We start from the raw sequence: 23,940 nt of genomic DNA, 5'->3' as shown, positions 1-23,940 counted from the left end.
GGGGAATATGGGCCCCTTCACCTGGAGAACAATAATGATGAAACCAACGTTTTTGCGCTGGATAGCGATCGCTGCGCTGATGGCCGGCGGCACATTCACCGTGGCGGCCAACCCGCCGGCGGCTCCGCCAGTCTCCTACGGCGTGGAGGAAGATGTTTTTCATCCCGTGCGGGCGACGCACGGCATGGTGGCCTCGGTTGACGCGCTGGCAACCCAGGTGGGCGTCGATATCCTCAGGCAGGGCGGTAACGCGGTGGATGCGGCGGTTGCGGTAGGGTACGCGCTGGCGGTCACGCACCCGCAGGCGGGTAACCTCGGCGGCGGCGGGTTTATGATGCTGCGCACCAAAGACGGCAAAACCACCGCCATCGACTTCCGCGAGATGGCACCGAATCAGGCCTCCCGCGATATGTTCCTTGACGACCAGGGCAACCCGGACAGCAAAAAATCCCTGACCTCGCACCTTGCCTCCGGCACGCCGGGCACCGTTGCGGGCTTCTCGCTGGCGCTGGAAAAATACGGCACACTGCCGCTGAACAAGGTGGTGCAGCCTGCTATCAGGCTGGCGCGCGACGGTTTTGTGGTCAATGACGCGCTCGCGGACGACCTCAAAACCTACGGCAGCGAAGTCATTCCGAATCACGAAAACAGCAAGGCTATCTTCTGGAAGGACGGCGAGCCGCTGAAAAAGGGCGATAAGCTGGTGCAGAAGAACCTCGCCAAAAGCCTGGAGCTGATTGCGGAGCACGGTCCGGACGCCTTCTACAAAGGGGCGATAGCCGACCAGATTGCGGAAGAGATGCAGAAAAACGGCGGGCTTATCACCAAAGCGGATCTGGCGGAATACAAGGCGGTGGAGCGCGAGCCGATTAGCGGCACCTATCGCGGCTACGAGGTCTTTTCCATGCCGCCGCCGTCTTCCGGCGGTATTCATATCGTGCAGATCCTCAACATTCTTGAAAACTTCGATATGCACAAGTTCGGCTTCGGCAGCGCGGACGCCATGCAGGTGATGGCGGAAGCGGAAAAACGCGCCTACGCCGATCGTTCGGAATATCTCGGCGATCCGGACTTCGTGAAGGTGCCGTGGCAGGCGCTGACCAACAAGGCCTATGCCAAATCCATTGCCGATGAGATCGACATCAACAAGGCGAAGCCGTCAAGCGAGATCCGCCCCGGCAAGCTGGCGCCGTACGAAAGCAACCAGACCACCCACTTCTCGGTGGTGGATAAAGACGGTAACGCGGTGGCGGTGACCTACACGCTCAACACCACCTTCGGCACCGGGATTGTGGCGGGCAACAGCGGCATTCTGCTGAACAACGAGATGGATGACTTCTCCGCCAAGCCGGGCGTGCCGAACGTTTACGGGCTGGTGGGCGGTGATGCCAACGCCGTTGGGCCGAAGAAACGTCCGCTGTCGTCGATGTCGCCAACGATCGTCGTGAAAGACGGGAAAACCTGGCTGGTAACCGGCAGCCCTGGCGGCAGCCGAATTATCACCACCGTGCTGCAGATGGTGGTGAACAGTATCGACTTTGGGATGAACGTCGCTGAAGCCACCAACGCGCCGCGTTTCCACCACCAGTGGCTGCCGGACGAGCTGCGCGTCGAGAAGGGCTTCAGCCCGGATACCATCAAGCTGCTGGAGCAGCGCGGGCAGAAGGTGGCGGTGAAAGAGGCGATGGGCAGTACCCAGAGCATTATGGTCGGGCCGGACGGGGCGCTGTTTGGCGCGTCGGACCCGCGTTCGGTGGATGATTTAACGGCGGGATATTGACGGTTCCCCTCACCCCGTCCCTCTCCCCAAAGGGGAGAGGGTGTAATCGTTCCCTCTCCCCTTTGGGGAGAGGGCTAGGGTGAGGGGAATGTACTACTTCATCCGCGCCATATAATACGCATCCACATATTCGCCGTTGCGCAGGGCAAATTTCCTGCCGGTGCCTTCGATTTCAAAACCAAACTTCCGGTACAGCGCCAGTGCTGCGGGGTTATCGGCAAAAACCGTTAGCTCAATACGCTCGATGCGCATCCAGTTATCGCACAGGTTGATCATCTCGCGCATGAGCGCACTCCCCACGCCGCGCCCCTGCGCATGTGCCGCTACGCTAATGCCAAACGTTGCCACGTGGCTGCGTCGCGGGCTGGCTTCCACCTGCAGCGCCAGGTCGCCGACGATGTTCTCGTCAATGCAGGCGACCAGACGTTTTAGGCCGGGTTTAGGATTCAGGCGTTCCTGCCACATCTCAAGGGAAGGGTGAGGTAGCTGTAGCGTGTCGTGATACACCCCGGGATGCATATAGTTTTGGCGTAAAGCGTCGGCATCTTTCGGTTCAGCGTGGCGTATCACAATCTCACTCATTCCATGTTCCTCAGTCAGTTAAGCGTCCCTTCCAACATCAATGACTTTAAAATTTGAGTCAACCGCAATTTTTTGCAAAAAGTGTTGGACAAGTGCGAATGAGAATGATTATTATTGCTCTGCATTCAGGAAGACCCCTACGGGAACCTGAAAGCACGACATTGCTCACATTGCTTCCAGTATTACTTTAGCCAGCTTCTCGCTGGCTTTTTTTTTTGGTTTTTTCACCCTCTCCCCGTGGGAGAGGGCTGGGGTGAGGGCAAAACTTGCGCTATGGTTGCAGTCAATAACCTTCCAAAAGGACTGAGCCATGACACTACATTGCGCATTTATTGGATTTGGTAAAAGCACCACCCGCTACCACCTGCCGTATGTTCTCAACCGTAAAGACAGCTGGCACGTAGCCCATATCTACCGCCGCCGCGCGAAGCCGGAAGAGCAATCCCCGCAGTATTCTCATATCCATTTCACCAGCGATCTCGATGAGGTGCTTAACGACCCGCAGGTCAAACTGGTTGTCGTCTGCACCCACGCCGACAGCCACTTCGACTACGCGAAGCGCGCGCTGGAGGCGGGCAAAAACGTGCTGGTGGAAAAGCCGTTCACCCCGACTATCGCCGAAGCGAAGGAACTGTTCGCGCTGGCGAAAAGCAAAGGCCTGACCGTTACGCCGTATCAGAACCGTCGCTTTGACAGCTGCTTCCTGACGGCGAAAAAGGCGATTGAAAGCGGCAAGCTGGGTGACATCGTGGAGATCGAAAGCCACTTCGATTACTACCGCCCGGTGGCGGAAACCCAGCCCGGCCTGCCGCAGGACGGCTCGTTCTATGGTCTGGGCGTGCACACCATGGACCAGATCATCTCTCTGTTTGGTCGCCCGGACCACGTGGCGTATGACATCCGCAGCCTGCGCAATAAGGCCAACCCGGACGATACCTTCGAGGCGCAGCTGTTCTACGGCGACCTGAAGGCCATCGTCAAAACCAGCCATCTGGTGAAAATCGACTATCCAAAATTTATCGTTCACGGCACCAAAGGCTCATTTATCAAGTACGGCATCGACCAGCAGGAGACCAGCCTGAAGGCCAACATCATGCCGGGCGAACCGGGCTTCGCGGCGGATGATTCCGTGGGCGTCCTGGAGTATGTGAACGACGAGGGCGTAACGGTCAGGGAAGAGCTGATGCCGGAAATTGGCGATTATGGCCGCGTCTACGATGCGCTGTATGAAACCCTCACAGCCGGCGCGCCGAATTACGTCAAGGAATCTGACGTACTGACCAACCTGGAAATCCTGGAACGCGCCTTCGAGCAGGCTTCTCCTGCCACGATAACCCTCGCGAAATAAGCAAAAACGGCTCCTCTGCGCTTGTTCATAATTTTTGAACAGAGGAGTCAATTTTCACCCTCTATGATCCCCGGCGGTTTGCGTCCACACTTACTCCATCGAAACGAACTGAGGGTGAAAACAATGATCTACTTACGCAAAGCAAACGAACGTGGTCACGCAAATCATGGCTGGCTGGACTCATGGCATTCATTCTCGTTTGCCGACTACTACGACCCGAACTTCATGGGCTTCTCCGCACTGCGCGTGATTAACGACGACGTGATTGATGCAGGCCAGGGCTTCGGTACCCACCCGCACAAGGACATGGAAATCCTGACCTACGTGCTGGAAGGGGCGGTTGAGCACCAGGACAGCATGGGCAACAAAGAGCAGGTGCCGGCGGGCGAGTTCCAGATCATGAGCGCGGGTACCGGGGTGCGTCACTCCGAGTACAACCCGAGCAAAACGGAAAAACTGCACCTGTATCAAATCTGGATCATTCCAGAAGAAACCGGCATCACGCCGCGCTACGAGCAGCGCCGCTTCGACGCGAAGCAGGGCAAACAGCTGGTGCTGTCCCCGGATGCGCGTGAAGGTTCCCTGAAGGTGCATCAGGATATGGAACTGTACCGCTGGGCGCTGGCGAAAGACGAACAGTCCGTGCACCAGATTGCCGCCAACCGCCGCGTGTGGATCCAGGTGGTGAAAGGTGAAGTGTCTATCAACGGCACCAAAGCCACCACGGCGGACGGCCTGGCCGTCTGGGACGAGCAGGCGCTCTCCGTACACGCCGACAGCGAAAGCGAAATTTTGCTGTTTGACCTGCCGCCGGTCTAAATAATTTCTCAACCTTCCCTTTAAACGGGGAAGGTTGAGCTTTGTCCGTGATAAACTGAGAAAATCTCTCACTTCAAGATTTCTCAGGACGATGAAAAAGAAACGCCCCGTACTTCAGGATGTCGCCGATCGCGTCGGTGTGACCAAAATGACGGTCAGCCGTTTTTTACGTAACCCGGAGCAGGTTTCCGTGGCGTTGCGTGGCAAGATTGCCGCGGCCCTTGATGAACTGGGTTATATCCCCAACCGCGCACCCGATATTCTCTCCAATGCGACCAGCCGTGCGGTGGGCGTCCTGCTTCCTTCCTTAACCAACCAGGTGTTTGCCGAAGTACTACGCGGAATCGAAAGCGTCACCGATGCCTTTGGCTATCAGACCATGCTCGCGCACTACGGGTACAAGCCGGAACTGGAAGAAGAACGTCTTGAATCCATGCTTTCCTGGAACATCGACGGCCTGATTTTAACGGAACGTACCCACACCGCCCGCACGCTCAAAATGATTGAAGTGGCCGGTATTCCGGTGGTGGAGCTGATGGACAGCCAGTCGCCGTGTCTCGACATCGCCGTGGGCTTTGATAACTTCGAAGCAGCACGTCAGATGACGGCGGCCATCATCGCCCGTGGGCATCGTCATATCGCCTACCTGGGTGCGCGTCTGGATGAACGTACTATCATCAAACAGAAGGGATACGAGCAGGCGATGCTCGACGCCGGCTTAACGCCGTACAGCGTGATGGTGGAGCAATCCTCCTCCTATACGTCGGGTATTGAGCTGATGCGTCAGGCGCGACGCGAGTATCCGCAACTGGACGGTATTTTCTGTACTAACGATGACCTTGCGGTCGGAGCGGCGTTTGAGTGCCAGCGTCTGGGGCTGAAGATCCCCGACGATATGGCGATTGCCGGTTTTCACGGCCACGACATCGGCCAGGTGATGGAGCCGCGTCTGGCGAGCGTCCTGACCCCGCGCGAGCGCATGGGCCGTATCGGTGCAGAACGCCTGCTGGCGCGCATTCGTGGTGAGGCAGTTACCCCTAAAATGTTAGATTTAGGTTTCACCTTGTCACCGGGTGGATCTATTTAATCCGACAAATTTGAAGTAGCTCACACTTATTCACTTCGCGCACGTTTGGATATTGCTTCTCTTTTGCCCCGGCAGGACAATGTTACCGATAACTGTTACCCGTAACAATTGACTGAGGGACACCCTTTGAGCACGACTAATCACGATCACCACGTTTACGTCCTGATGGGCGTGTCCGGTAGCGGTAAATCTGCCGTGGCGAGCGAAGTGGCGCATCAACTCCATGCCGCGTTTCTTGATGGCGACTTCCTCCATCCGCGCAGCAACATAACCAAAATGGCCGCAGGCGAACCGCTGAACGACGACGATCGCAAACCGTGGCTGCAGGCGCTGAATGACGCCGCGTTCGCTATGCAGCGTACCAACAAAGTCTCCCTGATCGTCTGCTCCGCGCTGAAAAAAACCTACCGCGATCTGTTGCGCGACGGCAACCCGAACCTCTCTTTCATCTATCTGAAAGGCGATTTCGAGGTGATTGAAAGCCGCCTGAAGGCGCGTAAAGGCCACTTCTTCAAAACCCAGATGCTGGTCACGCAGTTTGAAGCGCTGCAGGAGCCGGGTGCGGATGAGCAGGACGTATTAGTGGTTGATATCGATCAGCCGCTGGACGGTGTTGTTGCCAGCACCATCGAGGTCATTAATAAAAGGCAGTAAGTTTTGAGTACATTAACGCTTGTTTTGACAGCAGTGGGTTCCGTATTGCTGCTGCTGTTTTTAGTAATGAAGGCGCGTATGCATGCCTTCGTTGCTTTGATGGTGGTTTCTATTGGTGCAGGTCTCTTTTCCGGTATGCCGCTCGATAAAATCGCGGCGACCATGGAAAAAGGGATGGGCGGCACGCTGGGCTTCCTGGCGATTGTGGTCGCGCTCGGCGCGATGTTCGGCAAGATTTTGCACGAGACGGGCGCGGTCGATCAGATTGCCGTCAAGATGCTGAAATCCTTCGGGCACAGCCGCGCGCACTATGCGATTGGCCTGGCGGGCCTGATCTGCGCGCTGCCGCTGTTCTTCGAGGTGGCCGTTGTGTTGCTGATTAGCGTTGCGTTCTCGATGGCGCGCCACACCGGCACCAACCTCGTGAAGCTGGTCATACCGCTGTTTGCGGGCGTGGCGGCGGCGGCGGCGTTTCTGCTGCCGGGGCCTGCGCCGATGCTGCTGGCGTCCCAGATGCACGCTGATTTTGGCTGGATGATCCTGATTGGCCTCTGCGCCGCGATCCCGGGGATGATTATCGCCGGTCCGCTGTGGGGTAACTTCATCAGCCGCTACGTTGAGCTGCACATTCCGGACGACATCACCGAGCCGCACCTGGGCGAGGGCAAAATGCCGTCCTTCGGCTTCAGCCTGTCGCTGATCCTGCTCCCGCTGGTGCTGGTTGGCCTCAAAACCATCGCTGCACGTTTTGTTCCGGTAGGTTCTTCTGCCTACGAGTGGTTTGAGTTTATCGGCCACCCGTTCACCGCGATCCTGGTGGCGTGTCTGGTGGCGATTTACGGCCTGGCGATGCGTCAGGGGATGCCGAAAGACCGCGTGATGGAGATTTGCGGCGCCGCGCTGCAGCCTGCGGGCATCATCCTGCTGGTGATCGGTGCCGGTGGCGTGTTCAAGCAGGTGCTGGTGGATTCCGGCGTGGGTCCGGCGCTGGGCGAAGCGCTGACCGGGATGGGCCTGCCGATTGCGGTCACCTGCTTCGTGCTGGCCGCGGCGGTGCGTATCATTCAGGGCTCTGCAACCGTGGCATGCTTAACCGCAGTGGGCCTGGTGATGCCGGTGATTGAACAGCTGAACTACTCCGGTGCGCAGATGGCGGCGCTGTCTATCTGTATCGCGGGCGGTTCGATTGTGGTATCCCACGTGAACGACGCAGGCTTCTGGCTATTCGGTAAATTTACCGGCGCGACCGAAGCGCAAACCCTGAAAACCTGGACGCTGATGGAGACCATCCTCGGCACGACGGGTGCGATTGTCGGGATGATTGCGTTTACGTTGTTGAGCTAACGGATTTTCTCCCTCTCCCTGTGGGAGAGGGCGGCCGTATGTTTGTCGGGTGGCGGCTTCGCCTTACCCGACCTACAAACCCCCTCAGGTCCCGTAGGCCGGGTAAGCGCAAGCGCCACCCGGCTTTTTTACAGCGGCACGATGCCTTCCTTTGTGCGCAGCCAGCGCGGCGCTTTCAGCGTATCGCTGTACAACCCCACTAAGCCCTGCAACAAATCTCCTGCCACTCTTTCATCACTTCCAGAAAGCGTTCGAGCCAACAGTAGTTGCGTTAACAGCTGGCAGTATCTCCCCAGCTGATCCACTTCCGGCTCGAAGACCGGCACGTCCAATGGCAGGTCGTCCACCGTCAGGCTGGCTTTTAAAAATTCCGGTACAGGTTCAAGCAGCGTAGGCTGAAGCAGAGCGAGACAGGCAGAGAGCCGTCCGCACAGCGCCATCTTCTGGGCTGGGTTGTCACATTCAACCAGCACGTCGGCAAACCGCGCGCAGTTGTCTGCCAGTTCGGTGAAATCGGTGGTGTGATCGAACGGGGTGGTGAATAAAGCGTGAGGAAAGTTAGGGGTAGTAGTCATATGACCGCCTCCAAAGAGTAGTTTTTATCCACCACTGGAGAGGCTAATCTCGCTGGTGGCGGAACCGAGCAGGGTTAGCCTTACCGGCCTCTTCGGATACCGGCGCGTCTTTCGACGCCCCCGCTCGGCCCACCTTTGGAGTGTAGCTAAGCGCGCGACACAAAAAAACGTGTGTCACCGAAGAAGTAAGTCAGGAGGCTAATCCCGACGCCTGATTTTGCAGGCGCGGCAAGAAGATACTGCTTTGAAGATCGGGTGGCAAGAGAAGCTCTGGAAGGCAGCTCGCAAAACGCAATATTATTTTGGGGTGCGGCCTGATGCCCTCACCCCGGCCCTCTCCCACGGGGAGAGGGTGCAAACACTAAAAATGGCCACGTGGTGGCCATTTTGCTTTTACCTAGCCCTTCATCCACGCCCGGATCCCGTCCAGGAACATCTGCGTCGCCATCATCACCAGAATCAGCCCCATCAGGCGCTCCAGCGCGTTCACCCCTTTCTCGCCCAGCAGGCGCAGGAACAGCGACGACTGCAGCAGGATGATAAACGTCCCGCCCCAGGCAATTAGCAGGGCAATCACCAGATGGCTCATCTGATTCGGATACTGGTGCGACAGCAGCATCAGCGTCGCCAGAATGGTCGGCCCGGCGACCAGCGGGATCGCCAGCGGCACGATGAACGGCTCTTCACCCGCAGGCAGGCCGCTGCTGCTGCCTTCCGCACTTGGGAAAATCATTTTGATGGCAATCAGGAACAGAATAATCCCGCCCGAAATCGAGACCGTTTCCGCGCGCAGGTTCAGGAACGCGAGGATCTTCTCCCCGGCAAAGAGGAAGATAAACATCACCAGCAGAGCGATAAGCAGCTCGCGGATCATGATCGCCCGACGGCGCTTCGGCTCGGTGTGCTTTAGCACCGACATGAAGATGGGCAGGTTTCCGAGTGGATCCATTATCAGGATCAATAAAACCGCCGCGGAAATGATTTCACTCATGTAAATTATCCCTGAAACTCTCTATGGTTATTATGATGATTAGCTGTATTTCTGATTGCCGGGCAATCATCGATTAATTTCGCTTGCGACTTTGGCAGCATTTTGTAATGTGAAGCATATCCCAGTTCAATACTGGCTTGCACAAACAGCACACACCCTCTGCAGGAAATAAATGCTATGAAAAACGTTGGTTTTATCGGCTGGCGCGGTATGGTCGGCTCTGTACTCATGCAACGCATGGTTGAAGAGCGCGATTTCGACGCTATCCGCCCGGTCTTCTTCTCCACTTCCCAGCTCGGCCAGGCTGCACCGTCCTTTGGTGGTACCACAGGCACGTTGCAGGATGCTTACGATCTGGAAGCGCTGAAGGCACTCGACATTATTGTCACGTGTCAGGGCGGCGATTATACCAACGAAATCTATCCAAAGCTGCGTGAAAGCGGCTGGCAGGGCTACTGGATTGACGCGGCCTCTTCGCTGCGTATGAAAGACGATGCCATCATCATTCTCGACCCGGTTAACCAGGGCGTCATCACCGACGGCCTGAACAACGGCGTGAAAACCTTTGTCGGCGGCAACTGTACCGTTAGCCTGATGCTGATGTCCCTGGGCGGCCTGTTCGCGCAGGATCTGGTGGAGTGGGTCTCCGTGGCGACCTACCAGGCCGCGTCCGGCGGCGGCGCGCGCCACATGCGCGAGCTGCTGACCCAGATGGGCCAGCTGCACCAGAGCGTCGCAGCCGAGCTGGCAAACCCGGCGTCTGCAATCCTCGATATCGAGCGTAAAGTCACCCAGCTGACCCGCAGCGGCGAGCTGCCGGTGGACAACTTCGGCGTACCGCTGGCCGGTGGCCTGATCCCGTGGATCGACAAACAGCTGGACAACGGCCAGACCCGCGAAGAGTGGAAGGGCCAGGCTGAGACCAACAAAATCCTCAACACCGCGTCGGCGATCCCGGTTGACGGACTGTGCGTGCGCATCGGCGCGCTGCGCTGCCATAGCCAGGCCTTCACCATTAAACTGAAAAAAGATGTGTCTATTCCGACCGTGGAAGAGCTGCTGGCCGCGCACAACCCGTGGGCGAAAGTGGTGCCAAACGATCGCGATATCACCATGCGCGAGCTGACCCCGGCTGCCGTCACCGGCACGCTGACCACCCCGGTTGGCCGCCTGCGCAAGCTGAACATGGGGCCGGAGTACCTCTCCGCGTTCACCGTCGGTGACCAGCTCCTGTGGGGCGCCGCCGAACCGCTGCGCCGCATGCTGCGCCAGCTAGCGTAATAATTTGTTAACTACCGGGGGTGATTTTCACCCCCTTTTTTTGCGTACTACATGGAGTAACACGCGTATGTCTTATTTTTTATCAGGAGTCATGTAGAGCGTTGGCTATGCTTTAAGGAAGATTTGTTTCTTACCTGAGGTTAGGACGGGGCTGAGTGGATGCCCGTTCAGGTCACATTAAAGTCGTCCCAGGCGCTTAATAAGGGCGACATAAAAAACAGGATGAATACCATGTCCGATCGTGTGGATAGAGACGTGATTAATGCGCTTATTGCGGGTCATTTTGCCGACCCCTTTTCTGTGCTAGGGATGCACCGTACGGAGGCCGGACTGGAAGTTCGGGCGCTGCTGCCGGATGCCACAGAAGTCTGGGTGATTGAACCTAAAACCGGCCGCAAGGTCGGCAACCTGGAATGCCTCGATTCCCGTGGCTTCTTCTCGGGCGTCATGCCCCGCCGTAAAAACCCCTTTCGCTACCAGCTTGCCGTTATCTGGCACGGTCAGCAAAACCTGATTGACGATCCCTACAGCTTTGGCCCGCTCCTGAAGGAGATGGACGCCTGGCTGCTGTCCGAAGGCACCCACCTGCGCCCCTATGAAACGCTTGGCGCGCATGCCGATACCATGGACGGTATCACCGGCACGCGGTTCTCCGTGTGGGCACCGAACGCCCAGCGCGTCTCGGTCGTCGGGCAGTTCAACTACTGGGACGGTCGCCGTCACCCGATGCGCCTGCGCCGTGAAACCGGCATCTGGGAGCTGTTTATCCCCGGCGCGCACAACGGCCAGCTGTATAAATTCGAGATGATCGATGCCCACGGCAAGCTGCGCATCAAGGCCGATCCGTACGCCTTCGAAGCGCAGATGCGCCCGGAGACCGCGTCGCTGATCTGCGGCCTGCCCGAAAAGGTCGTGCAGAGCGAGGAGCGCAAGCAGGCCAACCGCTTCGACGCGCCGATTTCCGTCTATGAGGTTCACCTCGGGTCGTGGCGCCGCCACACCGACAACAACTTCTGGCTCAGCTATCGCGAGCTGGCAGACCAGCTGGTGCCGTACGCAAAATGGATGGGCTTTACCCATCTGGAGCTGCTGCCGGTCAACGAACACCCGTTTGACGGGAGCTGGGGCTATCAGCCAACCGGGCTCTATGCCCCGACGCGCCGCTTCGGCACGCGTGACGACTTCCGCTACTTCATCAACGCCGCCCACGCCGCCGGGCTGAACGTCATCCTCGACTGGGTGCCGGGCCATTTCCCGTCCGATGATTTTGCGCTGGCAGAGTTCGACGGCACGAAGCTGTACGAGCACAGCGACCCGCGCGAAGGCTATCACCAGGACTGGAACACGCTGATCTACAACTACGGTCGCCGCGAAGTCACGAACTACCTGGTGGGGAACGCGCTGTACTGGATCGAGCGCTTCGGCATTGATGCCCTGCGCGTCGATGCGGTGGCGTCGATGATCTACCGCGACTACAGCCGTAAAGAGGGGGAGTGGATCCCGAACGAGTTTGGCGGCCGTGAGAATCTCGAAGCGATAGAGTTCCTGCGCAACACCAACCGCATTCTCGGCGAGCAGGTGGAAGGCGCCGTGACCATGGCGGAAGAGTCCACCGACTTCCCCGGCGTCTCGCGTCCACCGTCAATGGGCGGCCTGGGCTTCTGGTACAAGTGGAACCTGGGCTGGATGCACGACACCCTCGACTACATGAAGCTCGACCCGGTTCACCGCCAGTATCACCACGACAAGCTCACCTTCGGGCTGCTCTATAACTACACCGAAAACTTCATGCTGCCGCTGTCGCACGATGAAGTGGTGCATGGCAAAAAATCCATCCTCGACCGGATGCCGGGCGACGCGTGGCAGAAGTTTGCCAACCTGCGGGCCTACTACGGCTGGCTGTTCGCTTTCCCCGGCAAGAAGCTGCTGTTTATGGGCAACGAGTTCGCGCAGGGCCGCGAGTGGAACCACGATACCAGCCTCGACTGGCACCTGCTGGAAGGCGGCGATAACTGGCACCACGGCGTGCAGCGCCTGGTGCGCGACCTCAACCTGACCTATCGCCACCACAAAGCGCTGCACGAGCTGGATTTTGACCCGTACGGCTTTGAATGGCTGGTGGTGGACGACCACGAGCGCTCGGTGTTTGTCTTTGTGCGCCGCGATAAGGCGGGCAATGAAATTATCGTTGCCAGCAACTTCACGCCGGTGCCGCGCGAGCACTACCGCTTCGGCATCAACCAGCCGGGGAAATGGCGCGAAATCCTGAACACCGATTCCATGCACTACCACGGCAGCAACGCGGGTAACGGCGGGCTTGTGCAGAGCGATGCGATCGAAAGCCACGGGCGACCGAACTCCCTGAGCCTGACGCTGCCGCCGCTGAGCACCATCTGGCTGGTGCGGGAGGGGGAATGACGCAGCTCACGGCAGGTAAACCCGAACCGCTCGGGGCAAGCTTTGACGGAAAGGGGGTGAACTTCACCCTGTTTTCAGCCCATGCGGAGCGGGTAGAACTCTGCGTGTTTGACGGGGAAGGTAACGAGCACCGTTACGATTTACCCGAACGCACCGGGGATACCTGGCACGGCTACCTGTCCGGCGGTCGGCCGGGAATGCACTACGGCTTTCGCGTTCACGGCCCGTGGCAGCCTTCGCAGGGGCACTGGTTTAACCCGGCGAAGCTGCTGATCGATCCGTGCGCGCACCGCGTGGACGGCGAGTTTAAGGACGATCCCATCTTCCACGTCGGTTACGGTGAACCCGACCACCGCGACAGCGCGCCGCTCGCGCCAAAAAGCGTGGTGGTGAACGACCTCTACGACTGGGAGGACGATGCCCCGCCGCGCACGCCGTGGGGCAACACCGTCATTTACGAAGCGCATGTGAAGGGGCTGACGTATCTGCACCCGTCGATCCCCAAGGAGATGCGCGGCACCTATAAGGCGCTCGGGCATCCGACGATGGTCGCCTACCTGAAGCATTTGGGTATCACCGCGCTGGAGCTGCTGCCCGTGGCGCATTTCGCCAGCGAACCTCGCCTGCTGCGCCTGGGGCTGAGCAACTACTGGGGGTATAACCCGCTGGCGATGTTCGCCCTCGATCCGCGCTATGCGGTTCATCCCGAGAAGGCGCGGGACGAATTTCGCGATGCGGTAAAAGCGCTCCACGCGGCGGGCATTGAGGTCATTCTGGACGTGGTATTGAACCACAGCGCGGAAAGCGATCTTGACGGCCCGACGCTCTCGCAGCGCGGAATTGATAACCGTAGCTATTATTGGATCAGGGAGGATGGCGATTACTACAACTGGACCGGCTGCGGTAACACGCTGAATCTCAGCCATCCGGCGGTATCGCACTACGCGTATGAATGCCTGAAATACTGGGTAGAAACCTTCCACGTGGACGGTTTTCGGTTCGACCTGGCGCCGGTGATGGGGCGCACGCCGGCGTTTAGCCAGCAGGCGCCGCTGTTTGAAGCCATCAAAAACTGTCCGGTGCTCTCTCAGGTGAAGCTGATCGCGGAGCCGTGGGACATCGGTGAGGGCGGTTATCAGGTGGGGAATTTCCCGCCGCTGTTTGCCGAATGGAACGATCGCTACCGGGATGCCATCCGCCGCTTCTGGCTGGCGCGGGATCTGTCGTTAGGCGAATTCGCCGGACGCTTTGCCGGTTCAGCCGATCTCTTTAAGCGCGACGGTAAACGTCCGTCGGCCACCATCAATCTGGTGACGGCGCACGACGGTTTTACGCTGCGCGACTGCGTTTGTTTCAATCAGAAACACAATGAGGCAAACGGCGAGGAGAATCGCGATGGGACTAACAATAACCATAGCTTTAACCATGGTATAGAAGGGTTAGGCGGAAGCCTCGACGTTATCGAACGGCGACGCGACAGCGTACACGCGCTGCTGACGACGCTGTTGTTGTCGCAGGGCACGCCGATGCTGCTGGCGGGCGATGAACACGGCCATAGCCAGCACGGTAACAACAACGCCTATTGCCAGGATAACACCTTAACCTGGCTCGACTGGGGGGAAGCGAACAGCGGGTTAACCCATTTTACCGCGGCGCTGATCCACCTTCGCCAGCAAATCCCTGCCCTTACCGCCGACGGCTGGTGGGAGGAGGGCGATGGCAACGTTCGCTGGCTGAATAAAGACGCGCGATCGTTGAGCGCGCAAGAGTGGCAACACGGCATAACCTGCCTGCAAATCCTGCTCTCGGATAGGTGGCTGGTGACGCTGAACGCGACGGACGACGTCGCAGAGATTGTTTTACCTGACGGGGAGTGGCGAGCCGTTCCCCCCTTTGCCGGAGCGGATAATCCGGTAGTTATGGCTGTCTGGCACGGGCCTGCGCACGGAGTGTGCGTATTCCAAAGATGATAAAAAAGGAGTTAGTCATGGTTAGATTAGAGAAGAACGATCCGTTAATGTTGGCGCGCCAGCTACCATTAAAAACTGTTGCCCTGATACTCGCGGGCGGGCGTGGTACCCGTCTGAAGGATTTAACCATCAAGCGCGCCAAGCCGGCCGTTCACTTTGGTGGTAAGTTTCGCATCATCGACTTTGCACTCTCCAACTGCCTGAACTCAGGCATTCGCCGCATTGGCGTCATTACGCAGTATCAGTCGCACACCCTGGTGCAGCACATCCAGCGCGGCTGGTCATTTTTCAGCGAAGAGATGAACGAGTTTGTCGACCTCCTGCCTGCGCAGCAGCGCGTTCACGGGGAAAACTGGTATCGCGGCACGGCGGATGCGGTGACCCAGAACCTCGACATCATTCGCCGCTACAGCGCGGAATACATCGTGATCCTCGCCGGGGATCACATCTACAAGCAAGACTACTCCCACATGCTCATCGACCACGTCGAAAAAGGGGCGCGCTGCACCGTGGCGTGTCTGCCGGTGCCCGTTGCCGAGGCGACGGCGTTTGGCGTGATGCACGTGGATGCCGATGACAAAATCATCGACTTCGTCGAAAAACCGGCGAATCCGCCGACCATGCCGGGAGATGACACCAAATCGCTCGCCAGCATGGGGATCTATGTCTTTGATGCAGATTACCTTTATGAGCTGCTGGAAGACGATGACAAAGACGAAAACTCCAGCCACGACTTCGGTAAAGACATCATCCCGAAAATCACCAAAGCTGGCATGGCGTATGCACATCCCTTCCCGCTGTCCTGCGTGCAGTCTGACCCGAATGCGGAACCTTACTGGCGCGACGTAGGGACGCTGGAGGCGTACTGGAAAGCAAACCTCGATCTCGCGTCCGTCACGCCTGAGCTGGATATGTACGACCAGAACTGGCCGATTCGTACCCATATGGAATCGCTACCGCCCGCGAAGTTCGTGCAGGACCGCTCCGGCAGCCACGGCATGACGCTGAACTCGCTGGTGTCCGGCGGGTGCATTATCTCCGGATCGGTGGTGGTGCAGTCCGTCCTGTTCCCGCGCGTGCGCGTAAATTCATTCTGTAATATCGACTCGGCGGTCCTGCTGCCGGATGTGTGGGTAGGGCGTTCGTGTCGTCTGCGTCGCTGCGTAATCGACCGCGCCTGCGTCATTCCTGAAGGAATGGTGATTGGTGAAAACGCGGAAGAAGACGCACGTCGCTTCTACCGTTCTGAAGAGGGGATCGTGTTAGTCACACGGGAAATGTTGCGGAAGCTGCAGATCAAACAGGAGCGATGATGCAGGTTTTACACGTATGTTCTGAGATGTTCCCGTTGTTGAAAACGGGCGGTCTGGCGGATGTTCTGGGGGCATTACCGGCGGCGCAAATTGCCGGAGGCGTGGATACCCGAGTTCTGTTGCCCGCCTTTCCGGATATCCGGCGCGGAATACCTGATGCAAAGGTCGTGACGCGCCGTGAAACGTTCGCCGGACGTATTACCCTGCTGTTTGGACACTACAACGGCGTGGGCATCTACCTGATCGATGCCCCACACCTTTACGATCGACCGGGGAGCCCGTACCACGATACCAACCTGTTCGCCTACACGGACAACGTGCTGCGCTTTGCGCTGCTGGGCTGGGTCGGGGCGGAGATGGCCGTCGGGCTGGATCCGTTCTGGCGACCCAACGTGGTGCATGCCCACGACTGGCATGCTGGCCTTGCGCCCGCGTATCTGGCGGCGAAAGGTCACCCGGCCAAATCAGTGTTTACGGTACACAACCTGGCGTATCAGGGGATGTACTACGCCCATCATATGAATGACATCGATCTGCCATGGTCGTTCTATAACATGCACGGGCTGGAGTTTAATGGACAGATCTCGTTCCTGAAGGCGGGGATTTATTACGCCGATCACATTACGGCGGTGAGCCCAACCTACGCGCGTGAAATCACCCAGCCGGAGTTTGGCTACGGTCTGGAAGGGCTGTTGCAGCAGCGCCACCGTGAAGGCCGCCTGTCGGGCATTCTGAACGGCGTGGATGAGCAGATCTGGAGCCCGGAAACCGATCTTCTGCTGGCCGCGCGCTACGGCCGCGATTCGGTGGAAGACAAAGCCGAAAACAAACGCCAGCTGCAGATTGCGATGGGGCTGAAGGTAAACGACAAGGTGCCGCTGTTTGCGGTGGTCAGCCGCCTGACCAGCCAGAAGGGGCTGGATCTGGTGCTGGAGGCGCTGCCCGGTTTACTGGAGCAGGGCGGGCAGCTGGCGCTGCTCGGCGCGGGCGATCCGGTGCTGCAGGAAGGTTTCCTCGCCGCGGCCGCGGAACATCCGGGGCAGGTGGGCGTGCAGATTGGCTATCACGAGGCGTTCTCGCACCGCATCATGGGCGGCGCGGACGTGATTCTGGTGCCGAGCCGCTTCGAGCCCTGCGGCCTGACGCAGCTCTACGGCCTGAAGTACGGCACGCTGCCGCTGGTGCGCCGCACGGGCGGGCTGGCGGATACGGTGTCCGATAGCTCTCTGGAAAACCTGGCGGACGGTATCGCCAGCGGGTTTGTCTTTGAGGACAGTAATGCCTGGTCGCTGCTTCGTGCGATTCGGCGTGCGTTCGTCTTGTGGTCCCGTCCATCCCTGTGGCGTTACGTACAGCGTCAGGCGATGGCGATGGACTTTAGCTGGCACGTTGCGGCGCAGTCCTACCGCGACCTTTATCAACGCTTGATGTAACGAGGCGAAGTTACTGATATGAATGCACCTTTTAGCTACTCCTCACCCACGCTCAGCGTTGAGGCGTTAAAGCACTCCATCGCCTATAAGCTGATGTTTACCATCGGGAAAGATCCGGTTATCGCCAACAAACACGAGTGGCTAAACGCCACCCTGTTTGCGGTGCGTGACCGCATGGTCGAACGCTGGCTGCGCTCTAACCGCGCCCAGCTTTCGCAGGAAACGCGGCAGGTTTACTACCTGTCGATGGAGTTTTTGATTGGCCGCACGCTCTCTAACGCCCTGCTGTCGCTCGGTATCTACGACGACGTCAAAACCGCGCTGGAAGAGATGGGGCTGGATTTAGAAGAGCTGATTGACGAAGAGAACGACCCGGGCCTGGGTAACGGCGGCCTGGGGCGTCTTGCGGCCTGCTTCCTCGACTCGCTGGCGACGCTGGCGCTGCCGGGCCGCGGGTACGGTATCCGCTACGACTACGGCATGTTTAAGCAGAACATCGTCGACGGTCGCCAGAAAGAGTCCCCGGACTACTGGCTGGAGTACGGCAACCCGTGGGAGTTCAAGCGCCACAACACGCGCTATAAGGTGCGTTTTGGCGGGCGTATTCAGCAGGAAGGCAAAAAATCCCGCTGGGTAGAAACCGAAGAGATCCTCGCGGTGGCCTATGACCAGATTATCCCGGGCTACGACACCGACGCGACCAATACCCTGCGCCTGTGGAACGCCCAGGCCAGCAGCGAGATCAACCTCGGCAAATTTAATCAGGGCGACTACTTCGCGGCGGTGGAAGATAAAAACCACTCCGAGAACGTCTCCCGCGTGCTGTATCCGGACGATTCGACCTACTCAGGCCGCGAGCTGCGCCTGCGACAGGAGTATTTCCTCGTCTCCGCGACGATTCAGGACATCCTCAGCCGCCACCATCAGCTGCACAAAACCTACGCCAACCTCGCAGAAAAAACGGCTATTCACCTCAACGATACCCATCCGGTGCTCTCGATCCCCGAGCTGATGCGCCTGCTGATCGACGAGCATAAGTTCAGCTGGGACGAGGCGTTTGAAGTGACCTGCCAGGTGTTCTCTTACACCAACCACACTCTGATGAGCGAAGCGCTGGAAACCTGGCCGGTGGACATGCTCGGCAAAATTCTGCCGCGCCACCTGCAGATCATCTTCGAGATCAACGACTACTTCCTCAAGACATTGCAGGAGCAGTACCCGAACGATACCGGGCTGCTGAGCCGCGCCTCGATCATTGATGAATCAAACGGTCGCCGGGTGCGCATGGCCTGGCTGGCGGTGGTGATCAGCCACAAGGTCAACGGCGTGTCCGAGCTCCACTCGAACCTGATGGTGCAGTCGCTGTTTGCGGACTTCGCGAAGATCTTCCCGACGCGCTTCTGCAACGTGACGAACGGCGTCACGCCGCGCCGATGGCTGGCGTTGGCAAACAAGCCGCTGTCAGAAGTGCTGGATGCAAATATCGGGCGCACCTGGCGTACCGACTTGGGTCAGCTGAGCGAGCTTGAGCAGCATATCGATTTCCCGACGGTGAACAAAGCCGTGCGGGAAGCCAAGCTGCTGAACAAAAAACGTCTCGCGGTCTGGCTTGCTATGCATTTGAACGTGGTGGCGAACCCGAAAGCGCTGTTTGACGTCCAGATCAAGCGCATACACGAGTACAAGCGCCAGCTGATGAACGTGCTGCACGTGATCACCCACTACAACCGCATCAAGGCCGATCCGACGGCCGACTGGGTGCCGCGCGTGAAGATCTTTGCCGGTAAGGCGGCGTCTGCCTACTACATGGCGAAGCACATCATTCACCTGATTAACGATGTGGCGAAGGTGGTGAACACCGATCCGGACATTGGCGACAGGCTGAAGGTGGTGTTCATCCCGAACTACAGCGTGAGCCTGGCGCAGCTGATCATTCCGGCGGCAGATCTCTCCGAGCAGATTTCAACGGCGGGGACGGAAGCATCCGGCACCAGCAACATGAAGTTTGCCCTCAACGGCGCGCTGACCATCGGCACGCTGGACGGGGCGAACGTCGAGATGCTGGAGCACGTAGGCGAGGAAAACATCTTTATCTTCGGGAATACCACGGAAGAGGTGGAGGCGCTGCGCGCGAAGGGCTACTCGCCGCGTGAGTATTACGAAGAGGATGAAGAGCTACGCCAGGTGCTGACGCAAATCGCGACGGGTCTGTTTAATCCTGACGAGCCGGGGCGCTATCGTGACCTGGTGGATTCGCTGATTAACTTTGGCGATCACTATCAGGTGCTGGCGGATTACCGTAGCTATGTTGATTGTCAGGACAGGGTCGACGAGCTGTACCGTCAGCAGGAGAAGTGGACCAGCGCCGCGATGTATAACATCGCCAATATGGGGTATTTCTCGTCGGACAGGACCATCAAAGAGTATGCCGAGAACATTTGGCATATTGATCCGGTGCGGTTGTAAAAACATTGCCCGGTGGCGCTGCGCTTACCGGGCCTACGGGATTGAGTAGGCCGGGTAAGGCGGAGCCGCCACCCGGCTTTTTACATCACGACGCCAGCGACAATTCACGCTTTCCCGCATGCTGCTGCAACCACTGCGCCACGCGAGACTGCTGCTCGGCGTTGAGCCACATCCCTTCTTTGGTACGACGCCAGATAGCATCGTCCAGACGACGAACCCACTCGTGCTCCACCAGGTAACGCAGCTCGGCTTCGTACAGCTCGTGGCCAAAATGCTCGCCCAGATCCGCAATCTCTTTCGCTTCGTTCAGGAACAGCTCGGTATTGCTGCCGTAGGTGCGGGCGTAGTGGCGCGCCATCCCTTCGGTAATGAACGGGAAGCGACGGCGCAGCTTCGCGGCGTAATCGTCGCGGTTATTACCAATATCACCGCCGGGCAGAACCGCGCCTTTGGTCCACGCCGGGCCGATGCCTTTGTAGTACGGCGCCAGTTTTTCCAGCGCGTGCTCGGCCAGCTTGCGGTAGGTAGTGAGCTTGCCGCCGAACACCGACAGCAGCGGCGCCTGGCCGTCTACGTCGTGAATATCAAGCGTATAGTCGCGGGTGATGGCCTGTGGTGAGTCAGATTCGTCATCGCACAGCGGACGCACGCCGGAGTAGGTCCAGACTACGTCATCCCGCGCCAGCTGTTTCTTGAAGTGCGCGTTATACACTTTCAGCAGGTAGTTCACTTCGCTCTCGTCGATCTCGACGTTCTTCGGATCGCCTTTGTACTCCACGTCGGTGGTGCCGATGATCGAGAACTCGTCCATCCACGGGATCACAAACACGATGCGCTTGTCTTCGTTCTGCAGAATGTAGGCCTGCTTCTGGGTATGCACGCGCGGCACCACGATGTGGCTGCCCTTGATCAGGCGAATGCCGTACGGGGACGGCAGGTGCATGCCGTCGTCGAAGAACTGCTTCACCCACGGGCCGGTCGCGTTCACCAGGCCGCGCGCTTTCCAGCTGAACTTCTCGCCGGTATCCACGTCTTCCGCTTCCACAATCCACAGGCCGTTTTCACGGCGCGCGGCGGTCGCGCGGGTACGGGTTTTCACCTCGCCGCCTTTCTTCTCGACCATCTGCGCATTCGCCAGCACCAGGCGGGCATCGTCCACCCAGCAGTCGGAATATTCGAAACCGCGCACGATTTCAGGCTTAAGGACCGATTCTGAGCCAAAACGCAAACCGTTCGAACCCGGCAGGCTGGTGCGTTTACCCAGATGATCGTACATAAACAGGCCGATGCGGATCATCCACGCCGGACGCAGGTGCGGACGATGGGGCAGGCGGAAGCGCATCGGGATCGCCAGATGCGGGGCCATTTTCAACAGCACTTCGCGTTCGGCCAGCGCTTCGCTGACCAGGCGGAATTCGTAGTGTTCAAGGTAGCGCAGGCCACCGTGAATCAGCTTGGAGCTGGCGGACGACGTCGCGCAGGCGAGATCGTTAGCTTCCAGCATCAGTACGGATAATCCGCGTCCTGCGGCATCGACCGCAATACCGGCACCGTTGATGCCACCGCCTATCACAATCAGATCTTTGGTTTCCATAACACCCTCACGCACTTTCGTTAAAGCTCAGAAATGTTCGATATCGCTCATAATAGCAAAGGAACGCGCTTTTGGTAACATCAAAAAAACAATTTAGAGTGATATGGATAACATAATGGCGTTTACCCGCCGCCAGGACGTACACTACGGGGTAAAATAGTGCGGTGAAACTTCACCCCTCACCCTAACCCTCTCCCCTGAGGGGAGAGGGAATGGTTTGCTCCCTCGCCCCCTTGGGGAGAGGGCCGGGGTGAGGGGAAAAACCGCACCACACCTGAATATAAGATGAGAACACCATGGATCAGTTTGAATGTATTAACGTAGAAGAAGCCCACCAGAAGATGCATCAGGGAAAAGCGGTGCTGGTGGATATCCGCGATCCGCAGAGCTTTGCGATGGGCCACACGCCGGGCGCGTTTCATCTTACCAACGACTCATTGGGCGCGTTTATGCGCGATAACGACTTTGACACCCCGGTGCTGGTGATGTGCTACCACGGCAACAGCAGCAAAGGCGCGGCGCAGTATCTGCTTCAGCAGGGCTACGACGCGGTATACAGCGTCGACGGCGGCTTCGATGCCTGGCATCGTCATTTCCCTGCGGAAGTGGAATACGCTTTTGAGCGCTGATCCCGCTATACTGTCCCCTTTTGTGTGGAAATAAGCGACCGCCGCCCATGTTGATGATTACCTCCTTTACCAACCCGCGCGTCGCCCAGGCGTTTGTCGACTATATGGCGACGCAGGGCATTATTCTGACGATTCAGCAACATAACCAGACCGACGTCTGGCTGGCCGATGAGAGCCAGGCCGCGCGCGTAAACGAAGAGCTGGCGCGTTTTCTTGAAAACCCCGGCGACCCGCGCTATCTGGCGGCAAGCTGGCAGTCCGGGCAGACCGGCAGCGGTTTGCACTACAGCCGGTTTCCCTTTCTTGCCACCATCCGCGAACGTGCAGGGCCGTTTACGCTGCTGCTGATGGCGGCGTGCATCATCGTCTTCATTATTATGAACGTGGTGGGCGACCAGAGCGTGATGATGGCCCTCGCGTGGCCGTACGATCCGTCGCTGGATTTTGACGTCTGGCGCTACTTCTCCCACGCGCTGATGCACTTCTCGGTCATGCATATCCTCTTTAACCTGCTGTGGTGGTGGTATCTTGGCGGTATCGTTGAGAAGCGTCTCGGCAGCGGCAAGCTGATCGTCATTACGGTTATCAGCGCCCTGCTGAGCGGCTACGTTCAGCACAAGTTCAGCGGCCCGTGGTTCGGTGGATTGTCCGGCGTGGTATATGCCCTGATGGGCTACGTCTGGCTCAGAGGCGAGCGCGACCCGGAAAGCGGCATCTATCTGCAACGCGGATTGATAACCTTTGCGTTAATATGGCTAATTGCCGGATGGTTTGATCTGTTTGGTATGTCTATCGCCAACGGTGCACACGTTACCGGGCTGGCCGTGGGGCTGGCGATGGCGATTGCCGACACGCTCCATGCGCGGAAACGAACATAATTCCCAGGGATATTTCATGAAACAAACACAGCGTCATGACGCCATTATCGAACTGGTTAAAAAGCAGGGATACGTCAGCACCGAAGAGCTGGTGGAGCAGTTTGCGGTCAGCCCGCAAACCATTCGTCGCGACCTGAACGACCTGGCCGATCAGAACCGCATCCTTCGCCACCACGGCGGCGCGGCGCTGCCGTCCAGCTCGGTTAACACCTCCTGGCACGACCGTAAGGCCACGCAGACGGCTGAGAAAGAGCGCATTGCCCGGAAAGTGGCGAGCCAGATCCCGAACGGCGCGACGCTGTTTATTGATATCGGCACCACGCCGGAAGCGGTCGCCCATGCGCTGCTGGATCACGAAAACCTGCGCGTGGTGACCAACAACCTGAACGTCGCCAACACCCTGATGCAGAAAGATGATTTCCGTATCATCCTGGCGGGCGGCGAGCTGCGCAGCCGCGACGGGGGCATTATCGGCGAAGCGACGCTCGATTTTATCTCCCAGTTCCGCCTCGACTTCGGCATTCTGGGGATCAGCGGCATCGACAGCGACGGTTCCCTGCTGGAGTTTGATTACCACGAGGTGCGCACCAAGCGCGCGATTATCGAAAACTCACGCCACGTGATGCTGGTGGTAGATCACTCTAAGTTTGGCCGTAACGCGATGGTGAACATGGGCAGCATCAGCATGGTCGATGCGGTGTACACCGACGTGCCGCCGCCGGCAGGGGTGATGCAGGTGATAAAAGATAATAATGTGCAGTTAGAGTTGTGTTGAGAA

The 23,940-nt window shown here is 58.4% G+C and carries 19 protein-coding genes; 15 read left to right on the top strand and 4 right to left on the bottom strand.

Translation table 11 applies throughout. From position 1 onward, the window contains the following. Positions 1-37 precede the first annotated feature (37 nt). A complete protein-coding gene (gene ggt, locus E0L20_RS18145; protein WP_131635238.1) occupies positions 38-1,780 on the top strand; it encodes a gamma-glutamyltransferase in 1,743 nt (580 codons plus the stop codon). A 93-nt stretch (positions 1,781-1,873) separates the two neighbouring features. Here the strand turns inward: ggt and yhhY are convergent, their stop codons facing one another. Beyond that, entirely contained in the window at positions 1,874-2,362 is a 489-nt protein-coding gene (gene yhhY / locus E0L20_RS18140; RefSeq protein WP_131635164.1) for an N-acetyltransferase, read from the bottom strand. Between the two features lie 310 nt (positions 2,363-2,672). On the opposite strand from yhhY, the gene E0L20_RS18130 reads away from it, so the two are divergent. The 5 genes from E0L20_RS18130 (at position 2,673) to gntU (ending at position 7,614) form a co-directional block, all read left to right on the top strand. Then, positions 2,673-3,710, top strand: a complete 1,038-nt coding sequence (locus E0L20_RS18130) for an oxidoreductase (protein ID WP_131635162.1) — start codon at positions 2,673-2,675, stop codon at positions 3,708-3,710. 123 nt (positions 3,711-3,833) lie between these two features. After that, a complete protein-coding gene (locus E0L20_RS18125; RefSeq protein WP_003861565.1) occupies positions 3,834-4,529 on the top strand; it encodes a pirin family protein in 696 nt (231 codons plus the stop codon). Between the two features lie 91 nt (positions 4,530-4,620). Then, positions 4,621-5,616: a gluconate operon transcriptional repressor GntR gene (gene gntR / locus E0L20_RS18120; protein ID WP_089598541.1), complete on the top strand. Its 996-nt coding sequence runs from the start codon at positions 4,621-4,623 to the stop codon at positions 5,614-5,616. 126 nt (positions 5,617-5,742) lie between these two features. After that, the gene (gene gntK / locus E0L20_RS18115) at positions 5,743-6,270 is read left to right on the top strand and encodes a gluconokinase (RefSeq protein WP_131635161.1); all 528 of its coding nucleotides are present in this window, start codon (positions 5,743-5,745) and stop codon (positions 6,268-6,270) included. Positions 6,271-6,273: 3 nt separating this feature from the next. Beyond that, positions 6,274-7,614 carry a gluconate transporter gene (gntU, locus tag E0L20_RS18110; protein ID WP_010436459.1) on the top strand — a complete coding sequence of 447 codons (1,341 nt, stop codon included), beginning with the start codon at positions 6,274-6,276 and terminating at the stop codon, positions 7,612-7,614. Between the two features lie 128 nt (positions 7,615-7,742). Here gntU and E0L20_RS18105 read toward each other — a convergent pair whose 3' ends face one another. Next, positions 7,743-8,189, bottom strand: coding sequence for a hypothetical protein (locus E0L20_RS18105; protein ID WP_131635160.1), 447 nt, complete (start codon positions 8,187-8,189; stop codon positions 7,743-7,745). Positions 8,190-8,586: 397 nt separating this feature from the next. Beyond that, the gene (gene yhgN / locus E0L20_RS18100) at positions 8,587-9,180 is read right to left on the bottom strand and encodes an NAAT family transporter YhgN (protein ID WP_003861574.1); all 594 of its coding nucleotides are present in this window, start codon (positions 9,178-9,180) and stop codon (positions 8,587-8,589) included. Positions 9,181-9,357: 177 nt separating this feature from the next. Between yhgN and asd the strand changes: the two genes are divergently transcribed. The 6 genes from asd to glgP all read left to right on the top strand — a co-directional run bounded on the left by asd (position 9,358) and on the right by glgP (position 20,061). Further along, positions 9,358-10,461: an aspartate-semialdehyde dehydrogenase gene (gene asd, locus E0L20_RS18095; RefSeq protein ID WP_119937579.1), complete on the top strand. Its 1,104-nt coding sequence runs from the start codon at positions 9,358-9,360 to the stop codon at positions 10,459-10,461. Between the two features lie 231 nt (positions 10,462-10,692). Continuing rightward, on the top strand, positions 10,693-12,879 hold the full coding sequence (gene glgB, locus E0L20_RS18090) for a 1,4-alpha-glucan branching enzyme (protein WP_131635159.1): 2,187 nt from the start codon (positions 10,693-10,695) through the stop codon (positions 12,877-12,879). Next, the gene (gene glgX / locus E0L20_RS18085) at positions 12,876-14,849 is read left to right on the top strand and encodes a glycogen debranching protein GlgX (RefSeq protein ID WP_131635158.1); all 1,974 of its coding nucleotides are present in this window, start codon (positions 12,876-12,878) and stop codon (positions 14,847-14,849) included. Before glgB ends, glgX begins: the two co-directional genes overlap by 4 nt. A gap of 17 nt (positions 14,850-14,866) precedes the next feature. Continuing rightward, positions 14,867-16,162, top strand: a complete 1,296-nt coding sequence (glgC, locus tag E0L20_RS18080; protein WP_131635157.1) for a glucose-1-phosphate adenylyltransferase — start codon at positions 14,867-14,869, stop codon at positions 16,160-16,162. Further along, complete coding sequence (glgA, locus tag E0L20_RS18075) at positions 16,162-17,595, top strand: glycogen synthase GlgA (protein WP_131635156.1); 1,434 nt, start codon at positions 16,162-16,164, stop codon at positions 17,593-17,595. The genes glgC and glgA overlap by 1 nt, the downstream gene beginning before the upstream one ends. An 18-nt stretch (positions 17,596-17,613) precedes the next feature. Then, positions 17,614-20,061: a glycogen phosphorylase gene (gene glgP, locus E0L20_RS18070; protein ID WP_131635155.1), complete on the top strand. Its 2,448-nt coding sequence runs from the start codon at positions 17,614-17,616 to the stop codon at positions 20,059-20,061. A gap of 85 nt (positions 20,062-20,146) precedes the next feature. Here glgP and glpD read toward each other — a convergent pair whose 3' ends face one another. Beyond that, positions 20,147-21,655, bottom strand: coding sequence for a glycerol-3-phosphate dehydrogenase (gene glpD / locus E0L20_RS18065; RefSeq protein WP_131635154.1), 1,509 nt, complete (start codon positions 21,653-21,655; stop codon positions 20,147-20,149). 296 nt (positions 21,656-21,951) lie between these two features. Here glpD and glpE point away from each other — a divergent pair, with 296 nt between their 5' ends. The 3 genes from glpE to E0L20_RS18050 are packed head-to-tail and all read left to right on the top strand — an operon-like array spanning position 21,952 to position 23,937. Continuing rightward, complete coding sequence (gene glpE / locus E0L20_RS18060; RefSeq protein WP_131635153.1) at positions 21,952-22,284, top strand: thiosulfate sulfurtransferase GlpE; 333 nt, start codon at positions 21,952-21,954, stop codon at positions 22,282-22,284. Between the two features lie 47 nt (positions 22,285-22,331). Continuing rightward, the gene (gene glpG / locus E0L20_RS18055) at positions 22,332-23,162 is read left to right on the top strand and encodes a rhomboid family intramembrane serine protease GlpG (RefSeq protein ID WP_131635152.1); all 831 of its coding nucleotides are present in this window, start codon (positions 22,332-22,334) and stop codon (positions 23,160-23,162) included. Between the two features lie 16 nt (positions 23,163-23,178). Next, positions 23,179-23,937 (top strand): DeoR/GlpR family transcriptional regulator, encoded by a 759-nt coding sequence (locus tag E0L20_RS18050; RefSeq protein ID WP_131635151.1) that lies wholly within the window; start codon positions 23,179-23,181, stop codon positions 23,935-23,937. Positions 23,938-23,940 lie beyond the last annotated feature (3 nt).

It is taken from the genome of Enterobacter wuhouensis (assembly GCF_004331265.1).
Taxonomy (GTDB): Bacteria; Pseudomonadota; Gammaproteobacteria; order Enterobacterales; family Enterobacteriaceae; genus Enterobacter; species Enterobacter wuhouensis.
This window is presented reverse-complemented; position numbering and strand designations above follow the sequence as displayed.

Coding starts and splice junctions, on each gene's coding strand:
- E0L20_RS18130 (WP_131635162.1), top strand. CDS start 2,673: ATGACACTACATTGCGCATTTATTGGATTTGGTAAAAGCACCACCCGC.
- E0L20_RS18125 (WP_003861565.1), top strand. CDS start 3,834: ATGATCTACTTACGCAAAGCAAACGAACGTGGTCACGCAAATCATGGC.
- glgA (WP_131635156.1), top strand. CDS start 16,162: ATGCAGGTTTTACACGTATGTTCTGAGATGTTCCCGTTGTTGAAAACG.
- glgB (WP_131635159.1), top strand. CDS start 10,693: ATGTCCGATCGTGTGGATAGAGACGTGATTAATGCGCTTATTGCGGGT.
- E0L20_RS18050 (WP_131635151.1), top strand. CDS start 23,179: ATGAAACAAACACAGCGTCATGACGCCATTATCGAACTGGTTAAAAAG.
- glpG (WP_131635152.1), top strand. CDS start 22,332: ATGTTGATGATTACCTCCTTTACCAACCCGCGCGTCGCCCAGGCGTTT.
- glgC (WP_131635157.1), top strand. CDS start 14,867: ATGGTTAGATTAGAGAAGAACGATCCGTTAATGTTGGCGCGCCAGCTA.
- gntR (WP_089598541.1), top strand. CDS start 4,621: ATGAAAAAGAAACGCCCCGTACTTCAGGATGTCGCCGATCGCGTCGGT.
- glpE (WP_131635153.1), top strand. CDS start 21,952: ATGGATCAGTTTGAATGTATTAACGTAGAAGAAGCCCACCAGAAGATG.
- yhgN (WP_003861574.1), bottom strand. CDS start 9,180: ATGAGTGAAATCATTTCCGCGGCGGTTTTATTGATCCTGATAATGGAT.
- ggt (WP_131635238.1), top strand. CDS start 38: ATGAAACCAACGTTTTTGCGCTGGATAGCGATCGCTGCGCTGATGGCC.
- E0L20_RS18105 (WP_131635160.1), bottom strand. CDS start 8,189: ATGACTACTACCCCTAACTTTCCTCACGCTTTATTCACCACCCCGTTC.
- glpD (WP_131635154.1), bottom strand. CDS start 21,655: ATGGAAACCAAAGATCTGATTGTGATAGGCGGTGGCATCAACGGTGCC.
- glgX (WP_131635158.1), top strand. CDS start 12,876: ATGACGCAGCTCACGGCAGGTAAACCCGAACCGCTCGGGGCAAGCTTT.
- glgP (WP_131635155.1), top strand. CDS start 17,614: ATGAATGCACCTTTTAGCTACTCCTCACCCACGCTCAGCGTTGAGGCG.
- asd (WP_119937579.1), top strand. CDS start 9,358: ATGAAAAACGTTGGTTTTATCGGCTGGCGCGGTATGGTCGGCTCTGTA.
- yhhY (WP_131635164.1), bottom strand. CDS start 2,362: ATGAGTGAGATTGTGATACGCCACGCTGAACCGAAAGATGCCGACGCT.